This window comes from Prevotellamassilia timonensis (assembly GCF_900106785.1).
GTDB classification, from domain to species: Bacteria; Bacteroidota; Bacteroidia; order Bacteroidales; family Bacteroidaceae; genus Alloprevotella; species Alloprevotella timonensis.
Map to the genome: position 1 here is coordinate 82,403 of NZ_LT629841.1, position 23,977 is coordinate 106,379.

General features: G+C 55.4%; 14 protein-coding genes. 13 read left to right on the forward strand and 1 reads right to left on the reverse strand.

Annotated elements, in window-relative coordinates:
• Positions 1-136: 136 nt before the first annotated feature.
• Both BQ5453_RS02260 and BQ5453_RS02265 read left to right on the forward strand, forming a co-directional pair.
• A complete protein-coding gene (locus BQ5453_RS02260; protein WP_071121967.1) occupies positions 137-3,469 on the forward strand; it encodes a glycosyltransferase family 117 protein in 3,333 nt (1,110 codons plus the stop codon).
• Between the two features lie 162 nt (positions 3,470-3,631).
• A complete protein-coding gene (locus BQ5453_RS02265) occupies positions 3,632-4,243 on the forward strand; it encodes a polysaccharide deacetylase family protein (protein ID WP_022101227.1) in 612 nt (203 codons plus the stop codon).
• Positions 4,244-4,648: 405 nt separating this feature from the next.
• On the opposite strand, the gene BQ5453_RS02270 is transcribed toward BQ5453_RS02265, so the two are convergent.
• Entirely contained in the window at positions 4,649-6,271 is a 1,623-nt protein-coding gene (locus BQ5453_RS02270) for a DUF6377 domain-containing protein (RefSeq protein WP_071121968.1), read from the reverse strand.
• A gap of 331 nt (positions 6,272-6,602) precedes the next feature.
• On the opposite strand from BQ5453_RS02270, the gene BQ5453_RS02275 reads away from it, so the two are divergent.
• The 11 genes from BQ5453_RS02275 to fabF all read left to right on the forward strand — a co-directional run bounded on the left by BQ5453_RS02275 (position 6,603) and on the right by fabF (position 23,786).
• On the forward strand, positions 6,603-8,861 hold the full coding sequence (locus BQ5453_RS02275; protein ID WP_235860016.1) for a TonB-dependent receptor: 2,259 nt from the start codon (positions 6,603-6,605) through the stop codon (positions 8,859-8,861).
• 134 nt (positions 8,862-8,995) lie between these two features.
• Positions 8,996-11,152, forward strand: a complete 2,157-nt coding sequence (locus BQ5453_RS02280; RefSeq protein ID WP_143033273.1) for an alpha-galactosidase — start codon at positions 8,996-8,998, stop codon at positions 11,150-11,152.
• 269 nt (positions 11,153-11,421) lie between these two features.
• Positions 11,422-12,687, forward strand: a complete 1,266-nt coding sequence (gene purD / locus BQ5453_RS02285; protein WP_071121970.1) for a phosphoribosylamine--glycine ligase — start codon at positions 11,422-11,424, stop codon at positions 12,685-12,687.
• Between the two features lie 184 nt (positions 12,688-12,871).
• Positions 12,872-13,804, forward strand: coding sequence for a hypothetical protein (locus tag BQ5453_RS02290; protein WP_143033263.1), 933 nt, complete (start codon positions 12,872-12,874; stop codon positions 13,802-13,804).
• 38 nt (positions 13,805-13,842) lie between these two features.
• The gene (locus BQ5453_RS02295) at positions 13,843-14,292 is read left to right on the forward strand and encodes a YqaA family protein (RefSeq protein ID WP_071121972.1); all 450 of its coding nucleotides are present in this window, start codon (positions 13,843-13,845) and stop codon (positions 14,290-14,292) included.
• A gap of 42 nt (positions 14,293-14,334) precedes the next feature.
• The gene (locus tag BQ5453_RS02300; RefSeq protein WP_071121973.1) at positions 14,335-15,201 is read left to right on the forward strand and encodes a metal ABC transporter solute-binding protein, Zn/Mn family; all 867 of its coding nucleotides are present in this window, start codon (positions 14,335-14,337) and stop codon (positions 15,199-15,201) included.
• Positions 15,198-15,860, forward strand: coding sequence for a metal ABC transporter ATP-binding protein (locus BQ5453_RS02305; RefSeq protein WP_071121974.1), 663 nt, complete (start codon positions 15,198-15,200; stop codon positions 15,858-15,860). Before BQ5453_RS02300 ends, BQ5453_RS02305 begins: the two co-directional genes overlap by 4 nt.
• 496 nt (positions 15,861-16,356) lie before the next feature.
• Positions 16,357-18,576, forward strand: a complete 2,220-nt coding sequence (pnp, locus tag BQ5453_RS02310) for a polyribonucleotide nucleotidyltransferase (RefSeq protein ID WP_071121975.1) — start codon at positions 16,357-16,359, stop codon at positions 18,574-18,576.
• 433 nt (positions 18,577-19,009) lie between these two features.
• Complete coding sequence (locus BQ5453_RS02315; protein ID WP_071121976.1) at positions 19,010-21,712, forward strand: sodium:solute symporter family protein; 2,703 nt, start codon at positions 19,010-19,012, stop codon at positions 21,710-21,712.
• A gap of 149 nt (positions 21,713-21,861) precedes the next feature.
• Positions 21,862-22,101: an acyl carrier protein gene (locus tag BQ5453_RS02320; protein ID WP_022102986.1), complete on the forward strand. Its 240-nt coding sequence runs from the start codon at positions 21,862-21,864 to the stop codon at positions 22,099-22,101.
• Between the two features lie 422 nt (positions 22,102-22,523).
• Positions 22,524-23,786: a beta-ketoacyl-ACP synthase II gene (gene fabF, locus BQ5453_RS02325; RefSeq protein WP_022102987.1), complete on the forward strand. Its 1,263-nt coding sequence runs from the start codon at positions 22,524-22,526 to the stop codon at positions 23,784-23,786.
• The last annotated feature ends 191 nt before the right edge of the window (positions 23,787-23,977 follow it).

Consider the following 23,977-nt stretch of genomic DNA (forward strand, 5'->3'; position numbering starts at 1 on the left):
TCAGCACATTAAAAAGAGCGCGCCACGGCAGCAGCAACCCAAATATTATCACTACTTTTGCACATTAGTACCTCAGAGTGCACAAGCACAAGCTATCAAGTAACACTATAATAACAACATCAAGCGTTTAATCTCAATGAAACAGTACAACTTGGTGAACAACATCTTAGGTTGGCTCACCTTTGCCATTGCGGCCTTCACCTACTGCTCAACGGTGGAGCCTACGGCAAGCTTCTGGGATTGCCCTGAGTTTATCACCACAGCATACAAGCTGGAGGTGGGCCACCCCCCTGGCGCACCCTTCTTTATGCTCACGGGCAACTTCTTCACACAGTTTACGAGCGACCCCACAAAGGTGGCTTTCTGTGTCAACATCATGTCGGCCCTGCTTTCGGCCCTGTGTATCCTGTTCCTGTTCTGGACCATCACACACCTGGCACGCAAGCTTATCACCCCCGATGGCAAGGTGACCACCCTCACCCAACTCATCACCGTGATGGGCTGCGGCTTGACAGGCGCCCTGGCCTACACGTGGAGCGACACCTTCTGGTTCTCGGCAGTTGAGGGCGAGGTATACGCCTACTCTTCTATGTTCACCGCCTTGGTGTTCTGGCTCATTCTTAAATGGGAGGACCATGCCGACGAGCCGCACTCCGACCGCTGGCTGGTGCTTATATTCTACCTCACCGGTTTGTCTATTGGCGTGCACTTGCTCAGCTTGCTCTGCTTGCCCGCCATTGCCCTGGTTTACTACTACAAGCGCAACCCCAAGGCCAACCTCAAGGGCTCATTGGTAGCCCTCATCGTGTCGATGCTGCTGGTGGCTGCGGTGCTTTACGGCGTTGTGCCAGGCATTGTAAAGGTAGGCGGCTGGTTCGAGTGGTTCTTTACCAACGACCTCGGCATGCCCTTCAATGTGGGTATGATTGTTTACCTCGTGGCACTGATAGCCGTGGTGCTCACCGCCATTTGGAGCACTACCACCGTCAACCACGCACGCACCAAACTGCTCTACTTGCTCAGTGTTGCCCTGCTTGGCATACCCTTCATGGGACATGGCGCCGTGTCGGCCGTACTTGGCATTGTTGTGCTCATCGCACTCTACGTGCTGCTCGGGCTCAAAGGCAAGGACGGCAACTATTTTGTGCGCAAGCGCTTTTTGAACACCTCGCTGCTGTGCATGCTGATGCTTATGATTGGCTACTCGTCGTACGCAGTTATCGTGATACGCTCTACGCAAAATCCGCCCATGGACCAGAACTCGCCCGAGGATATCTTTACCCTTGGCACGTACATGGGACGCGAGCAGTACGGCTCATACCCCTTGTTCAAGGGCGAAGCCTTCTGCTCACAAGGCCAGGCCGTGCAGGTTGGCGCCATCAACTATGTGAAGAACGACCGCACACAGCGTGTGGAGAAAGCTGACCCCTCGGAGCCCGACCGCTACGAGGACATTGAGGAAACCTCGGGCATAGAATATCCCGGCGGGCTGACCATGATGCTGCCACGCATCTGGAGTGCGGCACATGCACAACAGTATCAAGACATTCTGGGCGACGACTTGCAGTATAAGGACGTGACCTTCAGCGACAAGGACGGCAACACCTACCCCGGACAGATGCCCACACAGTGGTCGAACCTGAAGTTCTTCCTGTCATACCAGGTTAACTTTATGTACTGGCGCTACTTTATGTGGAACTTTGCCGGACGACAGAACGACATTCAAGGACTTGGCGAACTCGAGCACGGCAACTGGATTACGGGCATTCCGTTCATCGACAATGCCATGTATGGCGACCAAAGCCTGCTGCCCAAGTCACTGCAAGAGAACAAGGGACACAACGTGTTCTACTGTCTGCCGCTCATATTGGGCTTGATAGGCCTTTTCTTCCAGGCTTATCGTGGTGAAAAGGGCGTGCGCCAGTTCTGGGTGGTGTTCTTCCTCTTCTTCATGACCGGATTGGCCATCGTGCTGTATCTTAACCAGACACCTTCGCAACCGCGTGAGCGCGACTACGCTTATGCCGGCTCGTTCTACGCCTTTGCCATCTGGATTGGACTTGGCGTGGCTGCCCTGGCATCGTGGGCCGAAAAGCTGCTGAAGAGCAAACCACAACTGGCTGCCGCACTGGCATCGGTGGTGGGTGTGCTCGTACCGCTGCAAATGGTGAGCCAGACGTGGGACGACCACGACCGCTCTAACCGCTTCACCTGCCGCGACTTTGGCGCCAACTACCTTAACACGCTGCCCGACAAGGGCTGTCCGGTGATATTTACCAACGGCGACAACGACACCTTCCCCTTGTGGTACAACCAGGAGGTTGAAGGCACCCGCACAGACGCCCGCGTTTGCAACCTCAGCTATTTGCAGACCGACTGGTACACCGACCAGATGCGACGTCCGGCCTACGACTCTAAGCCGCTGCCCATCACATGGAGCCGCTACTACTATGTAGACAACGGCAAGCACTCGTACTACCCCATACGTCCTGAACACAAGGCCGAGCTCGACGAGCTAAAGAAGCAGAACCCGAAGGTTGACCCCTACGAGCTGTCGTACATACTCGACCACTACGTGAAGAAGGCCGAAGGTGGCTACTTCCCCACCGACTCGGTGGTTGTGAGTGTGAACAAGCAGGCCGTGATTGAAAGCGGCATGTATCTGCCCATGGGCAAGGACTCTATCCCCGACAAGATGATTATCTCGCTCAAGAATGCTCAACAGAAGCAGGGCGGCTTGTACCGCAATGAGGTGATGATATATGAAATGCTGGCACACGCCGACTGGAAGCGCCCCATGTACATGAGCGTGACACTCGGCCCGGGCAACTATGCCGGACTCGACAACTACTGTGTGCTCGAAGGCCTTGCCTACCGCATCACACCGTTCAACTACGGACAGATGGGCATGATTGACAGCAACCTCATGTACAAGAACATGATGACACGCTTTAAGTACGGCAACGTGGCACACCGCGGCATCTACATGGACGAGACCACCGGCCGCATGTGCAAGACACACCGCCGCATGTTCCTCATGCTGGCCGACAACCTGCTGCGACAGGGCGACAACGACAAGGCGCGCAAGGTGCTCGAAAAGTGCGAGGCCGTGCTGCCGGGCTACAGTGTGCCTTACGACGACGAGGACTCGCAGTTGGCAAGACTGCTGGCCGAGGCCGGTTGCAACAAGTTGGCCTCTAACGTGGCCACACAGGTGATAGACTACGACTTGCAGTATCTGCAATATCTGGCATCGCTTGGCACCGACCGCCTCAACACTTACGGCCGCACATCATACTTCCTTGTGCAGAGCCTGTTGGAGGCCGGAACCGCACTGCAAAAGGCTGACGCCGCCAAGGCCAAGCTGTACAACACGCGCATAAGCCAGTGCATGAGGGGCAATGCAGCTGCCCAGTTGGGTATGCAAATCTACCAACAGCAGATTTGCGGACAGGCCGCTGGCAACTAACATAGAACGAGAGTTTGGAGTCTTGAGGGACTATACTGCATAAGGGCTGGCACAGCCATACCACCTTCATGGTTTGGCTATCTTGCAACAACACAACCCGGCGCACATAGCCCTGAGTCTCCAAACTCTCTTTGTGTAATATCTAAAACATACCAAACACCCGTGATAATCGAACAACCTGCCTGCATACTGCGCTGGCTGTACCCGCGCGCCCTATGGCGCATGGACAAGCACGAAAGGGCCGTATACCTCACTTTCGACGACGGCCCCATACCCGAGGTGACACCCTGGGTGCTCGACGTGCTCGACCACTACGGCATCAAAGCCACCTTCTTTATGGTGGGCGACAACATACGCAAGCACCCCAAGGAGTTCGAGATGGTGAAAAGCCGCGGGCACAGACTGGGCAACCACACTTACAACCACATAGGCGGACTGCTGCACGGCATACGCTCGTATGTGCGCAATGTGGACAAGGCCAACGAGTATCTGCACACCGATTTGTTCCGCCCGCCGCATGGGTGGATGAAGTGGGAGCAATACATCATGGTGATGCTGCGCTACCGCGTGGTGATGTGGGACCTCGTAACACGCGACTATTCCACCCGCCTCAACGGGCGCGACGTGTTGCTCAATGTGCGGCGCTACGCCCGCAACGGCAGCATCATCACCTTTCACGACTCGCTAAAGAGCCAGGACAAACTGCTCTACGCCCTGCCGCGCGCCATTGAGTGGCTGCTTTCGCAGGGCTACACCTTCAAGGTGTTTGACTGACCAACCATTTGGTATGTTATACAAATTACCCGTTTGAGAGCCTCATGGCTTTCAAACGGGTAATTTGTGTATTATAGCTACCTAAAAGGTCAAGTTGCCCGAAATGCGCTACCCAAAAACGCAAGATGCGCTGCCCTAAAACGCAAGCACTAATGGGGGCGACGCGTCCCGCGTCGGTTTTTCAGCAGCCTCGTCTCGCATCAGAGACTATGGCAAAGGCTCACAGACAAGCGTGTAAATACTGCAGTCTGCGAGCCTTTATTTATGATATTTTTCCCGACGCGAGACGCGTCGCCCCCATTAGTGCTTGCGTTTAGTGCTTGCGTTTGGTGTAGCGTTTAGTGCTAGAGTCCGTTCGCATGGTTACGTTTCATCGTACAGCAATACACTTTCAGTCATTTTCCCCTACACCCCATGCGGCGCATCAATCACGTGGCACAAGCGGTACACATCAGCCTCAAAGGTGTCGCGCAGCTTGGCACGGGCCTTCATGCCCGACTTGTAGTTATAGATGGTTTGGGTGGAATAAAACAGCAGTGTAGCTATCTCCTGCGACGAGGTGACACCAAGGCGCATCAGCGCAAATATGCGCAACTCGGTGGTGAGGGCGTGAGGCGATGGCGGCAATATCTGTGCATCATCGCGCAACAGGCCGTTGAACTGCTTTACAAAGTCGGGGTAAAGCATGATGAAAGCGCGGTCAAAACGGTCGTAGAAGGTGCGCGCTTCCTCTTCCTGCACCCGCACCCTGTTCACCTTTGCCAGCAATTCGTCGGTCTTGCCAGCCTTCAAACAACGCGCCACAAGTTTGCTCACACTGTCGAGCTTGCCTATGTAGATGGCACTGAGGTCGAGGAACAGACGCAAGTAGGTTTCGCGGTGGCGATTGGTCTCGCTCAACTGCCGGTTGAGAGCCTCGAGCTGCGTGTTCTGCGCACGCATTTGCAGACGCCGCAAATTGAGCTTCTTATTCTGCTTTACACTCAGCACAATGAGCGCCAGCAGTCCAACCGACAACACACTCAGGCCAACCAAGCCCCAACGCAGCCACGTGGTGCGGTTGTTGAGCTGCTGCTGGTAGGCCGACACAATCTTGGGCAAGATGCGCGATATTTCGAGCATACGCAAACGGTTGTTGTAGAATTGTGCGTCCTCCATTGAGCAATATACGTAGCGCACGGCACGGTCGGAATAACGCTTGTCCTTTTCGTAGAGGTAGAGCGAGAGTTCCTGCAAGGCCAAATTCTCCTTGAGCGGACACACCTGGTCGGATATGCCGGCTTGCACCAAATAATACTCATAAAGGTCGATGCGTCCGAGCATCTTGTAACCACGCGCTATGGCGTAGGCTGCCGAGGCATACAAACGGTCGTCGAGACCCACCTGTTGCAGCACCTTCTTATAGTATACTATGGCCTTGGGGTCGTTTTTGCCGTAGTACATGGCCTCGCCCGTCAGATAGTTGTACATGGCACTGCCGCGTGGGGCATAAGTTATGGCTTGCCTAAGGTAGTGAAGGCGCAACCGTGCCAGCTGGGGCGCAAACTCGTGGTCGTTGCAGTAGGCAGTCCAAAAGTTGTAGAGCCAAGCCATTGAGTAATAGTAGTTGAAACGCAACGAGGGGTGGAGCGTCTCCACATTGACGCGCTGCAGCTCGTCCTGCGCCTGGCTGTAATAGCCACCGGTGGCAAGTAGCAAACCGCGGTGAATGCGAAAATTGTCGATGAATACGGCATTATTTGCTTGTTCGGCCAGTTGCAAGCCACGCTTTACGTATACCATTGCCGAGTCGAAACGGAACGTGTAATATGCCTCGAACAAGCGGTTGTAGGCGTGCAGCCGTTCCTCGTCGGTGCGTGCCCGGTGCAGTCTGGCTTTGAGTGCGTCTATGTGCCGTTGCTTGGCTGCTGCGTATTGGGGGCGTCGCGCCACATAACTGTCAAGCCGGTCAAGGTCGGCCTCGGAGGCTCGCACGGCAGTTTGTGCCAATGCGAATATACAAAAAAGTAAAAAGGCTCTTCGCAACATGTTTTTGGGCGTTTTAGGGGATTACGGGCGCAAATATACTACTTACTTTTTAATAACACACATTTACTTTAGCCGTTTTTTAGTATTGCCGCAACTTATTGATAGTCAAAGCGTATCACATTTTTTGCTTTCTAAAAAGTTTACTACGGATTTACTCACACATACATCTGCGCCGCCACCGTCATAACTTTGTCAACGCAATCGGCAAGCATCGCGCTTTTGAAAAGTGGACGTTGCAGATTGCCCGACGAATTGACACCTCTACAAATCAAAATCATACCTCATGAAATCTGTTACTTTTCAAGCCTTAACCTCGTGCGTGCTGTTTGCCATGACCATGCAAGCCCACGCACAGAGCGAAACCGCCAATGGCAAACAAGGCGAAGAGCGCAACGTGATGCTCAACGCCGCCGACGCCAACAAGCCACGCGAAATTCAGATTGGTCTGCCAAGCGAGGACGTTAATGTATACGAGAATGGTCTGCCGGCCGTTTATTCATCGTCGGTGCACAAGCTCTCGGCCCATTGGCGCAACGATGCCAGTTTGGGGCAGACAGGATTGCTCTCGCCATCTGAGTCGGCCATTACCACTGGCAACATAGCCTATGCCGTGACTGCCTTCACCGACTTGGGGCAGAATGCCTTTCACGGCAAGCTCAACTACCATGTCAACCACTTTGGCATGCAGAACTTCGACCTTAACTTTAGCGGTGGAATCGGCAAAAACTGGCTTTACAATGCCGGCACATACCAAAACTTTGACCCGGGCAGCTTCAAACTGCAATTTACCGATTATGCCGACCGCACACAGATATACCACGCTGGTCTTACCCGCATACTCAACGGTGGCAAGGGCTATGTGTCGGTGCAATACAAGCACGCCAACAGCAAGAACCCCGGCAACTTTGCCAACGCCGCGCCCTTTGTGTATGTGGGCGACGGCTCTATCAAGAAGGTGAATGGCTTTGACCCCGGACTGGACTCTTACGTGCCCGCCAGCGGTGCCTTTACCTACCGCGACATCATGACGGGCGAGAAAAAGACTTGGAACCTTAACAAGGGCAGCGAGAACCGCTCACACGAGGTGGCCTTCCTGGCCAACTACCGTTGGGACAACGGACTGCTGTGGAAGTTTGACGCCAAATACATGTATGTGCCCGTGGCCAACTATGTAGACTTTGGCGGCAGCACCATCAGCAATGTGACAGCTGCCGACGGCTATACGCTCGATGAAAACGGGCAAGATGCCTACGAGGGCCTTATTGAGGGGCGTCGCACATGGCTGCACTTTGGCAAGGTGACGAGCGGCATGTTCACCACCGAGTTGAACAAGCTGTTTGGCAAGCACAATGTGCGCCTCGGCCTGAACGAATGGTACTACCACCTCAACTACCACTCATCGTCACTGCAGTGGACCGGCACAGTGGGTGCCTACCCACAGGTGCTGTACAGCATGGCCACCGACCCGAGCGACCCCACTCTCACACCCACACGCACACAATTCTTCGGCTTTAACGAGCTGAGCCCCGAATATACCAAGGGCAGCGAGAACAAGCTGGCGCTCTACCTGACCGACAACTGGAAGGTGAACGACAGGCTCAACATCTACTACGGCGGCCGCCTGGAGTACTACCGCATGTCGGCCGACCAAATAGCGCTCTCGCGCTTCTCGGGTTTCCACATTGGCGACTTCAACACCTATTCACGCGATGAAAGCGGCAATATTGTGGCCACCGCGCACAGCATACACCCCGCCAACGTGACCAAGAACAAGCTGAACTATGCCGCCACAGCGCAAATAACCTACGATGTGGCCAAAGGCTTTGGCATCATGGCCGACGGTACTGTGGCCACGCGCTACCCGCGCATCAGCGACTATGCCGGCACCGGCCCTACTGCCGAACAGTACAAGCGCGTGACCATACCCTTGGTGCGCGGCGGCATCTACTACAAGAACAAGTGGATCGACCTCTCATCGATGGTGACCTACATTGCCAAGTCGAACAACATCGACCAGCAGAACCTGACAAAGCCCGGCACAAGCGAAGGCAAAACCGTGCTGCTCATCTATAATATCCAGACACTGGGCTGGACTACCACGGCCGAAATCAAGCCTTTCAAGAACTTCTCACTGCACGCTTTGTTCACCTATCAAAAGCCGGTGTACAAGAACTATAATGCAAGTGTCACCTTCGGCGACGGACAGCAGATGTCGGTTAATGCCAACAACATGATTGTGAAGGAGATACCGCAAATACTCGTTGAACTCGACCCGAAGTACAACATTACCGACAACCTTAACGTGTGGCTTTCGTTCCGCTACTTTGGCAAGACTTACGCCAACCTGCAAGAAGCCCTCTACTTCAACGGCCATTGGGAGACCTTTGGCGGCATTAACTGGAATGTGAACAAGCGCCTCTCACTCGGTGCCAGTGTCATCAACTTCCTCAACCAAAAGGGAGCAAAGGGCACCATCAGCGGTTCGGAACTTATCAAGAAGGCCGATGCCGGACAATATGCCGGCAAGTACATGAGCGGCAGCTATTTGCGCCCATTCACCGTTGAGTTCAGCGCAAGCTTCAAGTTCTAAAGTATTCAACATACAGAGTAACAAGTTTAACAAGGTGAAGGGTTGCCACCCGCCGCCCTTCACCCCTCTAAAACATACAATACACCATGTTTACCAATATATTCCAACAAATAGGCCGTCCGGCACTTGCCATCATGGCCGTTTCGCTGGCCTCGGCCACAATGAATGCGCAAACCGTGCGCGTGAGCACCGATAAAACCGACTTGGTGATGAAGGTTTCGCCCAAGGGCCGACTCTACCAGGTATACCTGGGCGACAAGCTCAACAATGCCGCCGACTACGACCGCATTACGTGGAACACTTATGCCGCATCAGACGGCGCCGTGAGCACACGCGGACACGAGGTGTGTGCGGCATCGGGCAACGAGGACTACTTTGAACCTGCCGTGGCCATAACCCATGCCGATGGCAACATGACCACCTACCTGCGCTACAAGGGGGTGGAGACTAAGGCCGTGGACGGCGGCACCGAAACCATCATCACCCTGCAGGACGACAAATATCCCGACACCGTGAAACTGCACTATGTGGCCTACAACAAGGAGAACGTTATCAAGGCATGGAGCGAAATAAGCCACAACGAGAAGAGCCCCGTCACGCTGTGGCGGTACAGCAGCACCATGCTCTACTTTAACGCCCCCAAATATTACCTTACCTCGTACCACAGCGACTGGGCCAAGGAGGGACAACCCGAAACGGTGCAGCTCACTGCCGGTAAAAAGATTATCGACACCAAACTTGGCACACGTGCTGCCATGCACACTGAGCCTTTCTTTGAACTGGGCCTCAACGAGCCTGCCAAGGAGAACGAGGGCAACGTGGTGCTTGGCACCATTGGCTGGACGGGCAATTTCCGCTTTACCTTCGAGGTGGACAATGTGGGCGGACTGCGCGTGATACCGGCTATCAACCCTTATGCCAGCGACTACAAGCTGCGCGCCGGCGAAACCTTTACCACACCCGAGTTCATATTTACTACAAGCAGCACCGGCACCAGCCAGGCCAGCCGCAACCTGCACGACTGGGCACGACGCTATCAGGTGAACATGGGCATGGGCGACCGCATGACGCTGCTCAACAACTGGGAGAATACGGGCTTTGACTTTAACCAAAAGAGCCTGGCCGAACTGATGAAGGACGCCAAGGACCTTGGCGTGGATATGTTCCTGCTCGACGACGGTTGGTTTGCCAACAAATATCCACGCAAGGACGACCACGCCGGACTGGGCGACTGGGAGGTGACACACAGCAAACTGCCCGACGGCATTCCCGGACTGGTGCGCGACGCCAAAGCAGCCGGTGTAAAGTTTGGCATCTGGGTGGAGCCCGAAATGGTGAACCCCAAGAGCGAACTGTTTGAAAAGCACCCCGACTGGGTTATTCAGCAGCCCAACCGCGACACTTACTACTACCGCAACCAGCTGGTGCTCGACATTTCCAACCCCAAGGTGCAGGACTACGTGTTTGGCGTGGTTGACCGCATCATGACCGAAAACCCCGAGGTGGCCTACTTTAAGTGGGACTGCAACAGCCCTATCACCAACATTTACTCGCCTTACCACAAGGGCAACCAGGGCAACTTCTACATCGACCACGTGCGCGGCATCTACAAGGTGATGAGCCGCATCAAGGCCAAATATCCCAAACTGCCCATGATGCTCTGCTCGGGCGGTGGTGGCCGCATGGACTACGAGGCGCTGAAATACTTTACAGAGTTCTGGTGCTCAGACGATACCGACCCCTACGAACGCCTCTACATACAGTGGAGCCTGTCTAAGTTCTTCCCCGCCAAGACCATGGGGTCACACGTTACCAACTGGAACAAGAACACAAGCCTGAAGTTCCGCACCGATGTGTGCAGCTCATGCAAGCTTGGCTTCGACATCGACCTCAAACCGCTCAAGGGCACCGACGACTACAAGTTTGTGCAGGAGGCTGTAGCCAACTGGACACGTCTCAAGCCCGTCATTCTCGACGGCGACCAATACCGTCTGGTATCGCCCTACGAGTCGGCACACAGCGCCCTCAACTATGTGTCGAAGGACAAGGCGCACGCCGTGCTCTTTGCCTACAACCTGCACCCCCGCTACAAGGAGCCGCTCACACGCGTCTGCTTGCAGGGCCTCGACCCTAACCGCCAGTACACCGTTACCGAAATCAACCTGATGCCTAACACGCAGTCGGCCTTCGACTACAACGGACAGCAGTTCAGCGGCGACTACCTGATGAAGGTGGGGCTTGAGGTGTTCGACCAAAAAGATGGCACAAGCCACGTGTTCGAACTGAAGTGATGCGACTACTATTTAATAATATTGTGTTGAAAGGATAACCGCCTGGCGGCCCCTATGTGTAAGAGCGTACATGGCTTGCACTGAAGGGCCGCCAGGCCTTTTTGCGAGTTTTATGCCAGCCACATAGCGCTATTGTGCGCAGAATGTCTTACCTTTGCAAAACACATAGTCGCGGGGAGGACTGAGCGGGCTGACGCCAACCCATTCTGCCAACGCGCAACACAACACGCACATATATATTATATACATACACGAAACAGTCAAGTATTATGAAACTCTTACTTTTGGGCAGTGGCGGCCGCGAGCACGCACTGGCATGGAAAATAGCACAAAGCCCCCTCATCGACAAACTCTACATTGCACCGGGCAACGCCGGCACAGCCAATGCCGGTGAGAATGTGGCCATCAAGGCCGACGACTTTGACGCCGTGGCCAATTTTGTGGTGGCCCATGGGGTGGACATGGTGGTGGTTGGCCCCGAGGATCCATTGGTAAAGGGCATATACGACTACTTTAAGCAGCGCGACGACGTAAAGCACGTGCCCGTTATCGGCCCGTCGAAGGCTGGTGCCGTGCTCGAAGGCTCGAAGGACTTTGCCAAGGGCTTTATGAAGCGCCACAACATACCCACCGCTGCCTACGAAACCTTTGACGGCACACAGGTTGAGGAGGGTTGCAAATTTCTTGAAACACTCAAAGCCCCCTACGTGCTCAAGGCCGACGGCCTGTGCGCCGGCAAGGGTGTGCTCATTGTGCCCACACTCGACGAGGCCAAAAAGGAACTGCGCGACATGCTCGGCGGTATGTTTGGCAATGCCTCAAGCCGCGTAGTCATTGAGGAGTTCCTCTCGGGCATCGAGTGCTCGGTGTTTGTGCTCACCGATGGCAAGCACTACCAAATTCTGCCGGAAGCCAAAGACTACAAGCGCATTGGCGAGGGTGACACCGGCCTCAACACCGGCGGCATGGGCTCTGTATCGCCCGTACCTTTTGCCACCAAAGAGTGGATGCAAAAGGTTGAGGACGAGATTATACGCCCCACCGTCGACGGGCTTGCTGCCGAGGGCATCGACTACAAGGGCTTTATCTTCTTCGGTCTTATCAACTGCGACGGCCAGCCCAAGGTTATTGAATATAACTGCCGCATGGGCGACCCCGAAACCGAAACCGTCATGCTGCGCCTGAAGAGCGACATCGTCGACCTGTTTGAAGGTGTGGCCCAAGGCGACCTTGACAAGCGCAAGGTTGAGTTCGACCCGCGTGCCGCCGTGTGCGTCATGTGTGTGTCGGGCGGTTACCCCCAAGCCTACGACAAGGGCTACGAAATCACTGGTGCCGACATCGACGGCAGCGTGGTGTTCCATGCAGGCACAGCCATTAAGGACGGCAAGCTTGTCACTGCTGGTGGCCGCGTCATAGCCGTGAGCTCTTACGGCAAGGATAAAGCTGAAGCCTTGGCCAAGTCGATGGAAGGCGCCGCACACATCAACTTTGACAAGAAGTACTTCCGCCGCGACATCGGACAGGATCTTTAAGTTCGTTACACTCGCAAATGTGCGAATGTGCAGATAAGGCAGACGCCGTAGCGCTAAGAATCAGGCACTGCGGCGTCAGCCATTTCGACCTATCTGTGAGCACAGCGAGCAACCACATCTGCATATCTATACATTTGCACATCTGCAAGCATAGCGAGCACCACATCTGCACATCTATATCCCCGTGTACACACATTCATTCCGAAACACCATCGTATCAAGTTCATTCACACTGCCCGTCATGGCCGTGCTGACACTTGTGTTATGGGTGTTGCCCGGCATGGCCGACAGCACCCTATGGGGCGGTTTGGCCATCACCATGCTCACCGCCTACCTCATTATGGAGCTAAACAACCGCAACGCCCTGTTGCGCATACGCTCCCGCATGATGAGCACCACCTTCCTATTCATGATGCTCGTGTGCCCCACACTGCACTGTTGGAACATCGACGCGCTGACTGTGGTATGTCTGATAGCAGCCTACTTCACCCTATTCGCGTCATATCAAAAGTACAGGTGCGAAGGCTACATATTCCACGCATTTCTGTTTGTCAGTCTGGGCAGCATGGCCTTTCCGCCCATGCTCGTGCTGGCACTCGCCTTCTACGTGAGCATGCTGTTCCAACTGCGCAACTTTAACTGGCGAACCTTTATGGCCGGCATTTTCGGATTGACCCTGCCCTATTGGGCATACGCCGCCTACGCCATCTGGAACAACCAGCTCAACACTGCCTTTCTCTACCTCGACGAGTGGTTCACACCCATCATGCCCGACTACAGCCGTTTTCCACCCAACCAGCTGGCCACAGCCGGAGCCATCATGTTCTGGGCACTGCTCGCACTCATACACTCCTTCCGCACAGCCTACAACGACAAAATACGCACCCGAATGCTGTCGTACGTCATCGTCACGGTAGAGTTCACCCTCGCCGTGCTGTTAGCCGTGCTGCCCCACTGCTTAGAAAGCACCATACACCTGTTCATAGCCAACACATCACTACTCGTGGGCCACTACTTTGCCTTGGGCAAGGGGCGCTTTTTCAACGCGTGGTTCTACTTCACCATACTCGTGTTCGCCGGCCTTGGCGTGTGGAACTATCTTTCACTCTATTTATAAGGCCCTCTCCCCCCGAAAAGACACACTTCACCATCATTATGGATACCATCATCACCACACTGGCCGCCCACGGCGGCATAGGCATGTTTTGTGCCGCCTTTCTGGCCGGCACCTTTCTGCCATTTGCCTCCGAGGCCGTACTGCTTGCCCTGTTGGCTGCCGGCACCAATCCGGTAGAACTGCTGATATGGGGCACCGCCGGCAACACCCTTGGCGGATTGTTCAACTACGGCGTAGGCTCGATGGGCCGCGAGGAGTGGATTGCCCGCTGGACCAAAGTGGCCCCCGACAAGCTGGAGCGTGGCAAGCAATGGGTGCGGCGCTACGGCGCATGGGCCGGACTGCTGGCATGGGTGCCTGTCATAGGCAGCGTCATCAGCGTGGCACTGGGCTTTCTGCGCGTCAACCTGCTCTACTCGCTCATAACCTTTGCCACCGGCAAATTCATACGCTACTGGCTGATAGTCAGAGCCTACATTGCCATATAACCCACTCTTATTCATAACAACACACAAAACGCCACCCCCGATATGCACAAACCATTCACACGCCTCTTGTTGTTGCTTCTGTCCGTCACCGCCCTCTGCGCCTGCCGCCGGCCTACAGCCGACTCCGACCGTCCGGTGCTCACCGTGAGCATTGAGCCGCTGCGCTATGTGGTCGAGGCCATTGCGGGCAACAAATACGAGGTGCACACCCTTATGCCACAGGGTGCAAGTCCTGAAACCTACGAACTCACCCCACGGCAAATGATGGATCTGAACGACTGTGAGATAGTGTTCCGCACCGGCACATTGGGCTTTGAGCAATCCAAACTGCCAAAAATAGACAGGGCCGTGTCTGATCTGCACATGGTGAGTTTGGCACAAGGCATCCCCCCCCTGCTCGACAACACCCACAGCCATGGCGCCGAGGACGAGAGCATCGACCCCCACGCCTGGCTCTCGCCGCAATGCCTGCTCATCATGGCCCAAAATGCGGCCAACGCCCTGTGCCAGGCCGACAGCGCCAATGCCTCCTACTACCAGCAGCGCCTCAAAGCCTTTGAACAGCAAATGGACAAGCTCGATGCCGAACTGCGCCGCAGCCTGATGCCGCTGCAGGGGCGCACCTTCCTCATCTACCACCCGGCCTTAGGCTACCTGGCACGCCAGTACGGCCTGCATCAGCTGGCCGTGGAGCACGACGGCAAGGAGCCATCGGCCGCCTACATGCAGCAGTTGGCCAACCGCTGCCGCGCCGAAGGGGTGAAGGTGGTGTTTGTGTCGAAAGAGCACACCGGGCGCGCCGCACGACGCCTTGCACAGGACATAGGAGCCAAGGTGGTCGAAATCAACCCGCTAAGCTACGATGTGCCAGGACAGATGAAACTGATAGCGAAAAGTCTGAAGCAATGAACAGCGACAACAGTATAATACTCAACATCAACAACGTTTGCCTGAGCTACGGCGAGCGCCACGTGTTGTGCCACATCAAGGAGTGTCTGCGCAGCACCGACTTTGTGGTGCTCAGCGGCCCCAACGGCGGTGGAAAGACCACACTGCTGCGGCTCATAGCCGGACTGCTGCCCCCTACCCGCGGCAAGATTGAGCGCAAACCGCATGTAGTGGTGGGCTATCTGCCGCAGTACCGCCACATCGACCGCCAGTTTCCCACCACCGTGGCCGACATTGTGCTCTCAGGACTTGCCTGCCGCAAGCGGCTGTGGCAGCCCTTCAGTGAGGCACACAGGCAACAGGTGGCGCAGGTGCTTGAGCAATTTGAACTTGAGGGACTGGCGCAGCGCCCCATAGCCGAGCTCAGCGGCGGCCAATGGCAGCGCACGCTCTTGGCCCGCGCCTTTGTGTCGGCGCCCGACTTGTTGCTGCTCGACGAGCCCGAAACGCATCTCGACGAACCATCGCGCGCCAAACTCTATGCCATGCTGGCCGAGCAGAACCACCAACGCGCCATTGTGGTGGTGAGCCACGACAACCACATGTTTCCGCAAGTGCCCGACTGCCGCATCTGGCATGTCGAAGACGGCAGCGTGACAGAACGCGGGCCAATATGCTAATATTGTCCGGTAAAAGTCTAAAGCACATTGTAATAATGCTTTGCCCTTACAGGTAGGGTGTTCAAAATCGGCATCAAAAGCGCAACTGTTTTTGAGGCATTTTAAGTTGCCTGAAACGCGCTGTAAAAAACGCTAGCACTAATGGGGGCGACGCGTCTCGCGTCGGGATAGAGAAAGGAGGGAAATACGAACCTCTACTAAATAATAGCTGCATCTTTTCCCGACGCGAGACGCGTCGCCCCCATTAGAGGTAGCGTTTAACACCCTACCTTACAGAGCGCGAAAACTCTACTATGCGGGAGCCCCAAGGTGTCACTTCGCTTGCCCTAGGCTAACCCGTTGGCGGTATTTCAGGTTGACGGGTTAACACATTAGCTCGCAAAGCTTGTTCTAAATCAGAAAAAAGTAAAGCCCCACTCCCTCCACTTAAAAAATAATTGCTACTTTTGTGCGTTACAACGAAGGTAAAATCAAAATAATTTATAACAACAATCAGATGAACGTGATAACCAAGACCGTTTCGCTGCCCGATGGACGCACCATCAGCATCGAAACTGGCAAACTGGCCAAGCAAGCTGATGGCGCAGTTATGCTGCGTATGAACAACACCATGCTGCTTGCCACCGTTTGTGCTGCCAAGACGGCTCAGCCCGGCACAGACTTCATGCCCCTCCAGTGCGACTACAAAGAAAAATATAGCGCCGCAGGCCGTTTCCCCGGCGGTTTCACCAAGCGCGAAGGCCGCGCCGGCGACTACGAAATCCTTACTTCACGTCTGGTCGACCGCGCACTGCGCCCACTCTTCCCCTCAGACTACCACTGCGAGGTATACGTTAACATCACGCTCTTCTCAGCCGATGGTGTTGACATGCCCGACGCACTGGCCGGCTTTGCCGCATCAGCAGCCCTCGCTGCCAGCGACATTCCCTTTGAAGGCCCCATCTCTGAGGTGCGCGTAGCACGCATCAACGGCGAATACGTTGTCAACCCCACCTTCGACCAGCTCAAGGAGGCCGACATGGACATCATGGTAGGTGCCACCGAAGAGAACATCATGATGGTTGAAGGCGAAATGGACGAAGTGCCCGAAAGCGCACTGCTCGAAGCACTCAAGGTGGCTCACGAGGCTATCAAGCCCATGTGCCAGTTGCAAAAGGAACTCTCAAAGGAACTCGGCACCGACGTCAAGCGCGAATACGACGACGAGGTGAACGACGAGGAACTCCGCCAGCAAGTAAAGGACGAGTGCTACAAGCCCGCCTACGCCATTGCCGAAGCCGGCGACCACGACAAGCACCAGCGCGAAGATGCCTTCACCGAAATACGCGAAGGATTTAAGGAACGCTATGCTGCCGCACACCCCGAACTCTCACCCGAAGAGCTCGAAGAAAAGAACGCCATGGTAGACCGCTACTACCACGACGTAGAACGCGATGCCATGCGCCGCTGCATTCTCGACGAGGGCAAGCGTCTCGACGGCCGTAAAACCACCGATATCCGCCCCATCTGGTGCGAAGTGTCACCCCTGCCCATGCCTCACGGTTCGGCCATCTTCACACGTGGCGAAACACAGGCTCTGGCCACTGCCACCCTCGGCACCAAGCTCGACGAAAAGATGGTTGACGATGTGCTCGACAAGAGCTACATGCGCTTCCTCCTCCACTACAACTTCCCTCCCTTCTCAACTGGCGAGGCCAAGGCACAGCGTGGCGTAGGCCGCCGCGAAATTGGTCACGGCCACTTGGCATGGCGCGCCCTCAAGGGCCAAATCCCTGCCGACTACCCCTACACAGTGCGTGTGGTGAGCGACATTCTCGAGTCAAACGGCTCATCGTCTATGGCCACCGTATGTGCTGGAACTCTGGCTCTGATGGACGCTGGTGTGCCCATCAAGGCTCCCGTGAGCGGTATTGCCATGGGTCTTATCAAGAACCCCGGCGAGGACAAGTACGCCATACTGAGCGACATTCTGGGTGATGAGGACCACTTGGGCGACATGGACTTCAAGACCACCGGTACTGCAAAGGGTCTTACTGCCACACAGATGGATATCAAGTGCGACGGCCTGTCATACGAAATCCTTGAAAAGGCTCTTAACCAAGCCAAGCAGGCACGTGAGCACATCTTGGGCAAGATTCTCGAAACCATGCCCGCACCACGTCCCGAACTCAAGCCCCACGTTCCCCGCATCGAAGCCTTCGAAATTCCCAAAGAGTTTATCGGCGCCGTTATTGGCCCGGGCGGAAAGATTATTCAGGGCATGCAGGAGGACACTGGTGCCACCATCACCATCGAGGAGGAAGACGGCGTAGGCAAAATCCAGGTGTCTGGCCCCAACAAGGAGAGCATCGATGCTGCCGTGGCCAAGATACGTGCCATCGTGGCCATACCCGAAGTGGGTGAGGTTTACGACGCCAAGGTTGTCAGCATCATGCCTTACGGCTGCTTTGTAGAGTTCATGCCGGGCAAGGAAGGATTGCTCCACATCTCCGAAATAGCATGGAAGCGCCTCGAGTCTGTTGAGGAAGCTGGCATTAAAGAGGGTGACACCATCAAGGTCAAGCTCCTCGAAATTGACGACAAGACCGGCAAGTTCCGCCTTTCACACCGCGTGCTCGAAGAGAAGCCCGAAGGCTGGGAGGAACGTCCCGCACGCCGTCCGCGCCGCGAAGGTGGCGAAGGTGGTCACGCACCACGCCGTCCGCGTCGCGACTAATCAGCATTGAATGATAAAGCCATAGAAGCTCGAAATCCCCTTGCGGCTGCACAGCCGTCAAGGGGATTTCTGTTGTTTCGGGCACAAGGCTCACACTTGCCACAACACACACGCTGCACCGTACGGGGCAAATTTTCTGACTTATAAATACGGTCACTTGCAACCCCATCAACCACCATTTTGTGGCAAATATTACATTGCAGATGCAAACGATTACGTATCTTTGCCCAATCATAACCAATTGGCGGAACTGGCAAACAAGTTGACAAGTCAACGGGTTAACAGGTAAGTTTGCCAAGCTTTTTAAGTTTCCTGTCATTCTGGCTTTAACATAACAAGTTGTGTATAACATACTTACTTGTTAACCTGTCAACTTGTTAACCCGTTAACCCAAAATTCCGCCAACGGATATACATCTAATATCATCACCACCATGAACAAATTGCTACTCACCCTGCTCACACTCTGCCTGGCACTTACCATGCAGGCGCAAGCCCGCCACGGCGGCAACGACAACCCCTTCAACTCCGTCAGCTACCGCCCCTTGCCTCCACTGCGCGTCAACGGGCAGCAAGGCGTGTCGGCCGCATTTGCCGGCAGCACAGGCAGCAAACTATTAGTGGCCGGCGGCTGCAACTTTCCGGGCACACCGGCTGCCGACGGCGGTGACAAGCAATTCTATGCCGACATCTACGAACTTAACCTGCACCACACTGCGGGCACGATGGAATGGCACAAAATAGGCTGTCTGCCGCAGCCCGCTGCCTACGGCGTGGGGGTGAGTGTGCCACACGGCATGGTGTGCGTGGGCGGCACAAACAACGGCAAGCAGAGCCTGGCCAAAGGTTACTACCTCAAGTCGGGCCACAACCACCAACTCGTAATAGAGGCACTGCCCGCACTGCCACAGCCGCTCGACAACATGGCGGGGGCCTACGGCGGCGGCTACATCTACGTGGCCGGCGGACTGAGCAACGGTAGCCCCTCGCAGGCTGCCTACCGACTGCGTTTCCCCGGCGGCAAGCAGTGGGAGCGTCTGCCCGACCTGCCTGGCCCCGCACGTGTGCAGCCCGTGGGCGTGGTGCAGAACAGCGCCACGGGGCCTTGCTTTTACCTGGCGGGCGGATTTGCCCCTGCCACTGACACCCAACGGGGCATGGCACACACCGACGGGTGGTGTTACAACCCCGCCACACGCCAATGGACACGTATGGCGCCCATTGTGCCACACGGCCGCACCGAGGCCGTCACCCTGGCCGGTGCCGCAGGTGTGCCCTCGGGCTGTGCCCACATAGTGTTTGCGGGCGGTGTGAACAAACAACGCTTTGAGGCGGCCATCAACCGACCTCTGCTCATCAAACAGGCACGGCTCGACGCCCAAAGGTATGGCACACAGGCCATGCACGCCTATGTGGCAAGGCTCGAACTCGAAAAGGCCACCTACATGCGTCAGCCCGAGGCTTGGTACGCTTTCAACGACGAACTCATTATTTACCACACCATCACCAACACGTGGGTGGCCGAAAGCCGCTCGCCGCTGTTGGCACGCGCCGGGGCTGCCCTTGTGGCATGCGACGGCGAATGGGTGGTGGTGGACGGCGAGAGCAAGCCGGGCATCAGGTCGGCGGCCGTGACTGCTGTAAAGATGGACGTGCGGCCCACCTTTGGGTGGCTCAACTGGACGGTGCTCGTGGCCTATCTCGTGGGCATGGTGCTGCTGGGCTATTACTTTATGAAGCGCGGCGAGGGCAATGCCGACGACTTTTTCAAGGGCGGCGGCCGCATACCCTGGTGGGCAGCGGGCATCAGCATCTATGCCACCATGCTCAGCGCCATAACCTACATGGCCTACCCCGCCAAGGCTTACGCCACCGACTGGACTTACTACCCCATGCTGGTGACCATACTGCTGGTGTCGTTCCCCGTTATCAAGTATTATTTGCCATTTTTCAGACGCCTCAACGTGACGAGTGCCTACGAGTATCTTGAACGTCGCTTCAACGCGCCCACACGTCTGCTGGCATCGGCCTTGTTCATCATCTTTATGGTGGTGCGCATGGCATTGGTGCTCTACTTGCCCTCGCTGGCGCTTACGGCGGTTACGGGCATCAATCTCTACATCTGCATTGTGCTCATGGCGCTTGTCACCATTGTTTACTGCACCATGGGCGGTGTCGAGGCCGTGGTGTGGGGCGATGTGGTGCAGGGCTTCATACTGGTGGGTGGGGCACTCTTTGCAGTCGGCTACCTGGTGTGGGGCACCGATGGCGGGGCAAGCGGTTTCTGGCAGATAGCCATGGACGACCACAAGATGCGGCTCTTTAGCTGGAGCCTCGACTACCGTTCGGCCACCTTCTGGGTTATCATATTAGGCGGTATGGCCAACAACCTCATATCTTACACCAGCGACCAGACTGTCATTCAGCGCTACCTTACCACCAAGGACGAGGCTGGCGCACGGCGCAGCATCATGCTCAACGGCCTGATGAGCGTGTTTGTGAGTGTGGCTTTCTTTGCCATTGGCACAGGGCTGTACACCTTTTTCAAGACACACCCCGCAGCGCTCGACTACACCATGGGCAAGGCCGACACGATATTTCCCTTCTTCATGATGAGCCAGCTGCCACAAGGGGTGGCCGGACTGCTCATTGCGGCTATTTTTGCCGCTACCATGAGCACCATATCGTCCAACATCAACTCTGTGGCCACGGCCTACAGTGTCGACTTTTACCAACGCTTCCGCCCCACTGCCAGCAATGCTGCCACCCTGCGCGTGGCACGCCGCACCTGCATCGTGTCGGGCGCATTGGGCATGTGCATGGCACTGCTCATGGCCACATGGCACATTCTCTCGCTGCTTGACTTTTTCCAGGAGATACTCGGATTGCTCTCAAGCGGTCTCGGCGGTCTGTTCCTGATGGGCATATTCTTTCCGCGCATCGGCGGCAAAGCGGCTCTTACGGGCTTTGTGTGTGGCGTGGGAGCAGTGTTTGCCGTGCGCTATCTCACCGACGCGAGTTTTCTGCTCTACGGCTGCATCGGCATGGCCACATCGGTGGCTGTTGGTCTGCTGTGCTCTTGCTTTGTCAGGGAGCACAAATCACTCGACGGATTGTGCTGGAAAACACGGCCCTAATGCCCGGGGGCGCACACTTTTTCAAAAAACGTGCAATTTATCGTATCTTTTTAGCCTAAAAGTTTGTCAGTATTAGGAATAAGCATTACTTTTGCACGCGGAAACTTAAATATAAGGAACATAATTCATTAAATTCAAATAAAGAAACTATGTCTGATATTGAAGCAAAAGTAAAGGCTATCATCGTTGACAAGCTCAGCGTTGACGAATCTGAAGTTAAGAACGAAGCAAGCTTCGCTAACGACCTCGGTGCTGACTCTCTCGACACTGTAGAGCTCATCATGGAATTTGAGAAGGAATTTGGCATCACTATCCCCGATGACAAGTCTGAAAAGATTTCAACCGTAGGTGACGCTATCGCTTACATCGAAGGAGAAGTTAACAAGTAATCTGCTTGTCTTACGACTACCCAACCCAAAACAATTAACGTTTAACGTTACGCGTCTGCGTCGCTATGCTGTCAGCCCCCTGACGGTGTGGAGACAGGTCGCTGTACGTTAAACGTTAATTGCATTATGGCATTACACGCCTACAAAAACACTGCATATCAACACGTTTCACCCCTATGCTGCAGCACACAGCTGAACGGTTCTGGTACACACAAGCCCACCCCTCGAAACACGCCTTATTTGTTTAGTAGATTAGCGAGTACTACCCCAGCCCACCCATCGCGTGGCGCGGGAAACAAGCGGACAGCACACTGCCGCGTGCGTGCTAATCTACTAAAGTGCAGAGAGAGCCACAGGGCACACACCGCCCATGCTGCCACTCAAGCTGACGGCTGCGCATTCATTAACGATATTCAAACTTTATGGAACTCAAAAGAGTTGTTGTAACAGGCCTTGGCGCCCTCACACCAGTAGGTAACACAGTACCCGAAACTTGGGAAAACATCAAGAACGGCGTTAGCGGCGCCGGCCCTATCACACACTTCGATGCGTCGAAGTTCAAAACACAGTTTGCGTGCGAGGTGAAGGGCTTTAAGGCTACCGACTTTATCGACCGCAAGGAGGCTCGCAAAATGGACCTTTACGAGCAGTACGCTCTCGTGGCTGCCATGGAGGCTATCAAGGACAGCGGCTGGGACCTCGAAACTATCGACAAGAACCGCATCGGCGTAGTGCTCGGTGTAGGTATCGGTGGTATTCACACCTTTGAGGAGGAAGCTGGCTACTATGCCATCAACAAGGAGAACGGCCCTAAGTTCAACCCCTTCTTCATTCCTAAGATGATTGCCGACATCGCTGCCGGACAAATCTCTATCCAGTATGGTTTCCATGGCCCCAACTACACCACTACGTCGGCTTGCGCCTCATCAACCAACGCTTTGGCCGACGCCTTCAACCTCATTCGCCTCGGCAAGGCCGACGCCATGGTGACCGGTGGTGCCGAAGCCGCCATCTGGCCCTGCGGCGTGGGCGGATTTAACGCCATGCACGCGCTCTCAACACGCAACGACGACCCCACACACGCTTCACGCCCCTTCAGCAAGAGCCGCGACGGCTTTATCATGGGCGAGGGTGCCGGCATACTTATCCTTGAGGAACTTGAGCACGCCAAGGCACGCGGCGCCAAGATTTACTGCGAAGTGGCTGGTGCTGGCATGTCGGCCGACGCACACCACATCACTGCCTCACACCCCGAAGGCCTCGGTGCCAACCTCGTGATGAAGGCTGCCCTCGAAGACGCTGAAATGAAGCCCGAGGACATCGACTACATCAATGTGCACGGCACATCTACCCCCGTGGGCGACATCTCTGAGGTGAAGGCCATTACCAAGCTCTTTGGCCAGCACGCTTACGAGCTCAACATCTCGTCTACAAAGAGTATGACCGGCCACTTGCTCGGTGCTGCCGGTGCTGTTGAAGCACTCATCTGCTGCCTCTCGGTGCAGAACGATATCGTGCCGCCTACCATCAACCACGAGGACGACGATCGCGACGAGAACATCGACTACAACCTCAACTTCACCTTTAACAAGGCACAAAAGCGCACCGTACGCGCTGCATTGAGCAATACATTCGGCTTTGGCGGACACAACGCCTGCTGCATTGTAAAGAAGTATGAAGCCTAACGCACCCAAAGGCGCGTAACATGTGCAAATGTGCAAATGCGCAGATGTGCAAATGCTATCACGCATAGCATTTCGGCACGCTGGCGCATCTGCACATTTGCGCTTTTCCCATATCCACATCATACACCCTAATTCAACGGCAATTTGTGCGCACGACTTGCGCAACAGCACGTCACGCCACATTTGCACTG

Coding starts and splice junctions, on each gene's coding strand:
- BQ5453_RS02260 (WP_071121967.1), top strand. CDS start 137: ATGAAACAGTACAACTTGGTGAACAACATCTTAGGTTGGCTCACCTTT.
- BQ5453_RS02270 (WP_071121968.1), bottom strand. CDS start 6,271: ATGTTGCGAAGAGCCTTTTTACTTTTTTGTATATTCGCATTGGCACAA.
- BQ5453_RS02275 (WP_235860016.1), top strand. CDS start 6,603: ATGACCATGCAAGCCCACGCACAGAGCGAAACCGCCAATGGCAAACAA.
- BQ5453_RS02280 (WP_143033273.1), top strand. CDS start 8,996: ATGGCCGTTTCGCTGGCCTCGGCCACAATGAATGCGCAAACCGTGCGC.
- purD (WP_071121970.1), top strand. CDS start 11,422: ATGAAACTCTTACTTTTGGGCAGTGGCGGCCGCGAGCACGCACTGGCA.
- BQ5453_RS02295 (WP_071121972.1), top strand. CDS start 13,843: ATGGATACCATCATCACCACACTGGCCGCCCACGGCGGCATAGGCATG.
- BQ5453_RS02300 (WP_071121973.1), top strand. CDS start 14,335: ATGCACAAACCATTCACACGCCTCTTGTTGTTGCTTCTGTCCGTCACC.
- BQ5453_RS02305 (WP_071121974.1), top strand. CDS start 15,198: ATGAACAGCGACAACAGTATAATACTCAACATCAACAACGTTTGCCTG.
- pnp (WP_071121975.1), top strand. CDS start 16,357: ATGAACGTGATAACCAAGACCGTTTCGCTGCCCGATGGACGCACCATC.
- BQ5453_RS02315 (WP_071121976.1), top strand. CDS start 19,010: ATGAACAAATTGCTACTCACCCTGCTCACACTCTGCCTGGCACTTACC.
- BQ5453_RS02320 (WP_022102986.1), top strand. CDS start 21,862: ATGTCTGATATTGAAGCAAAAGTAAAGGCTATCATCGTTGACAAGCTC.
- fabF (WP_022102987.1), top strand. CDS start 22,524: ATGGAACTCAAAAGAGTTGTTGTAACAGGCCTTGGCGCCCTCACACCA.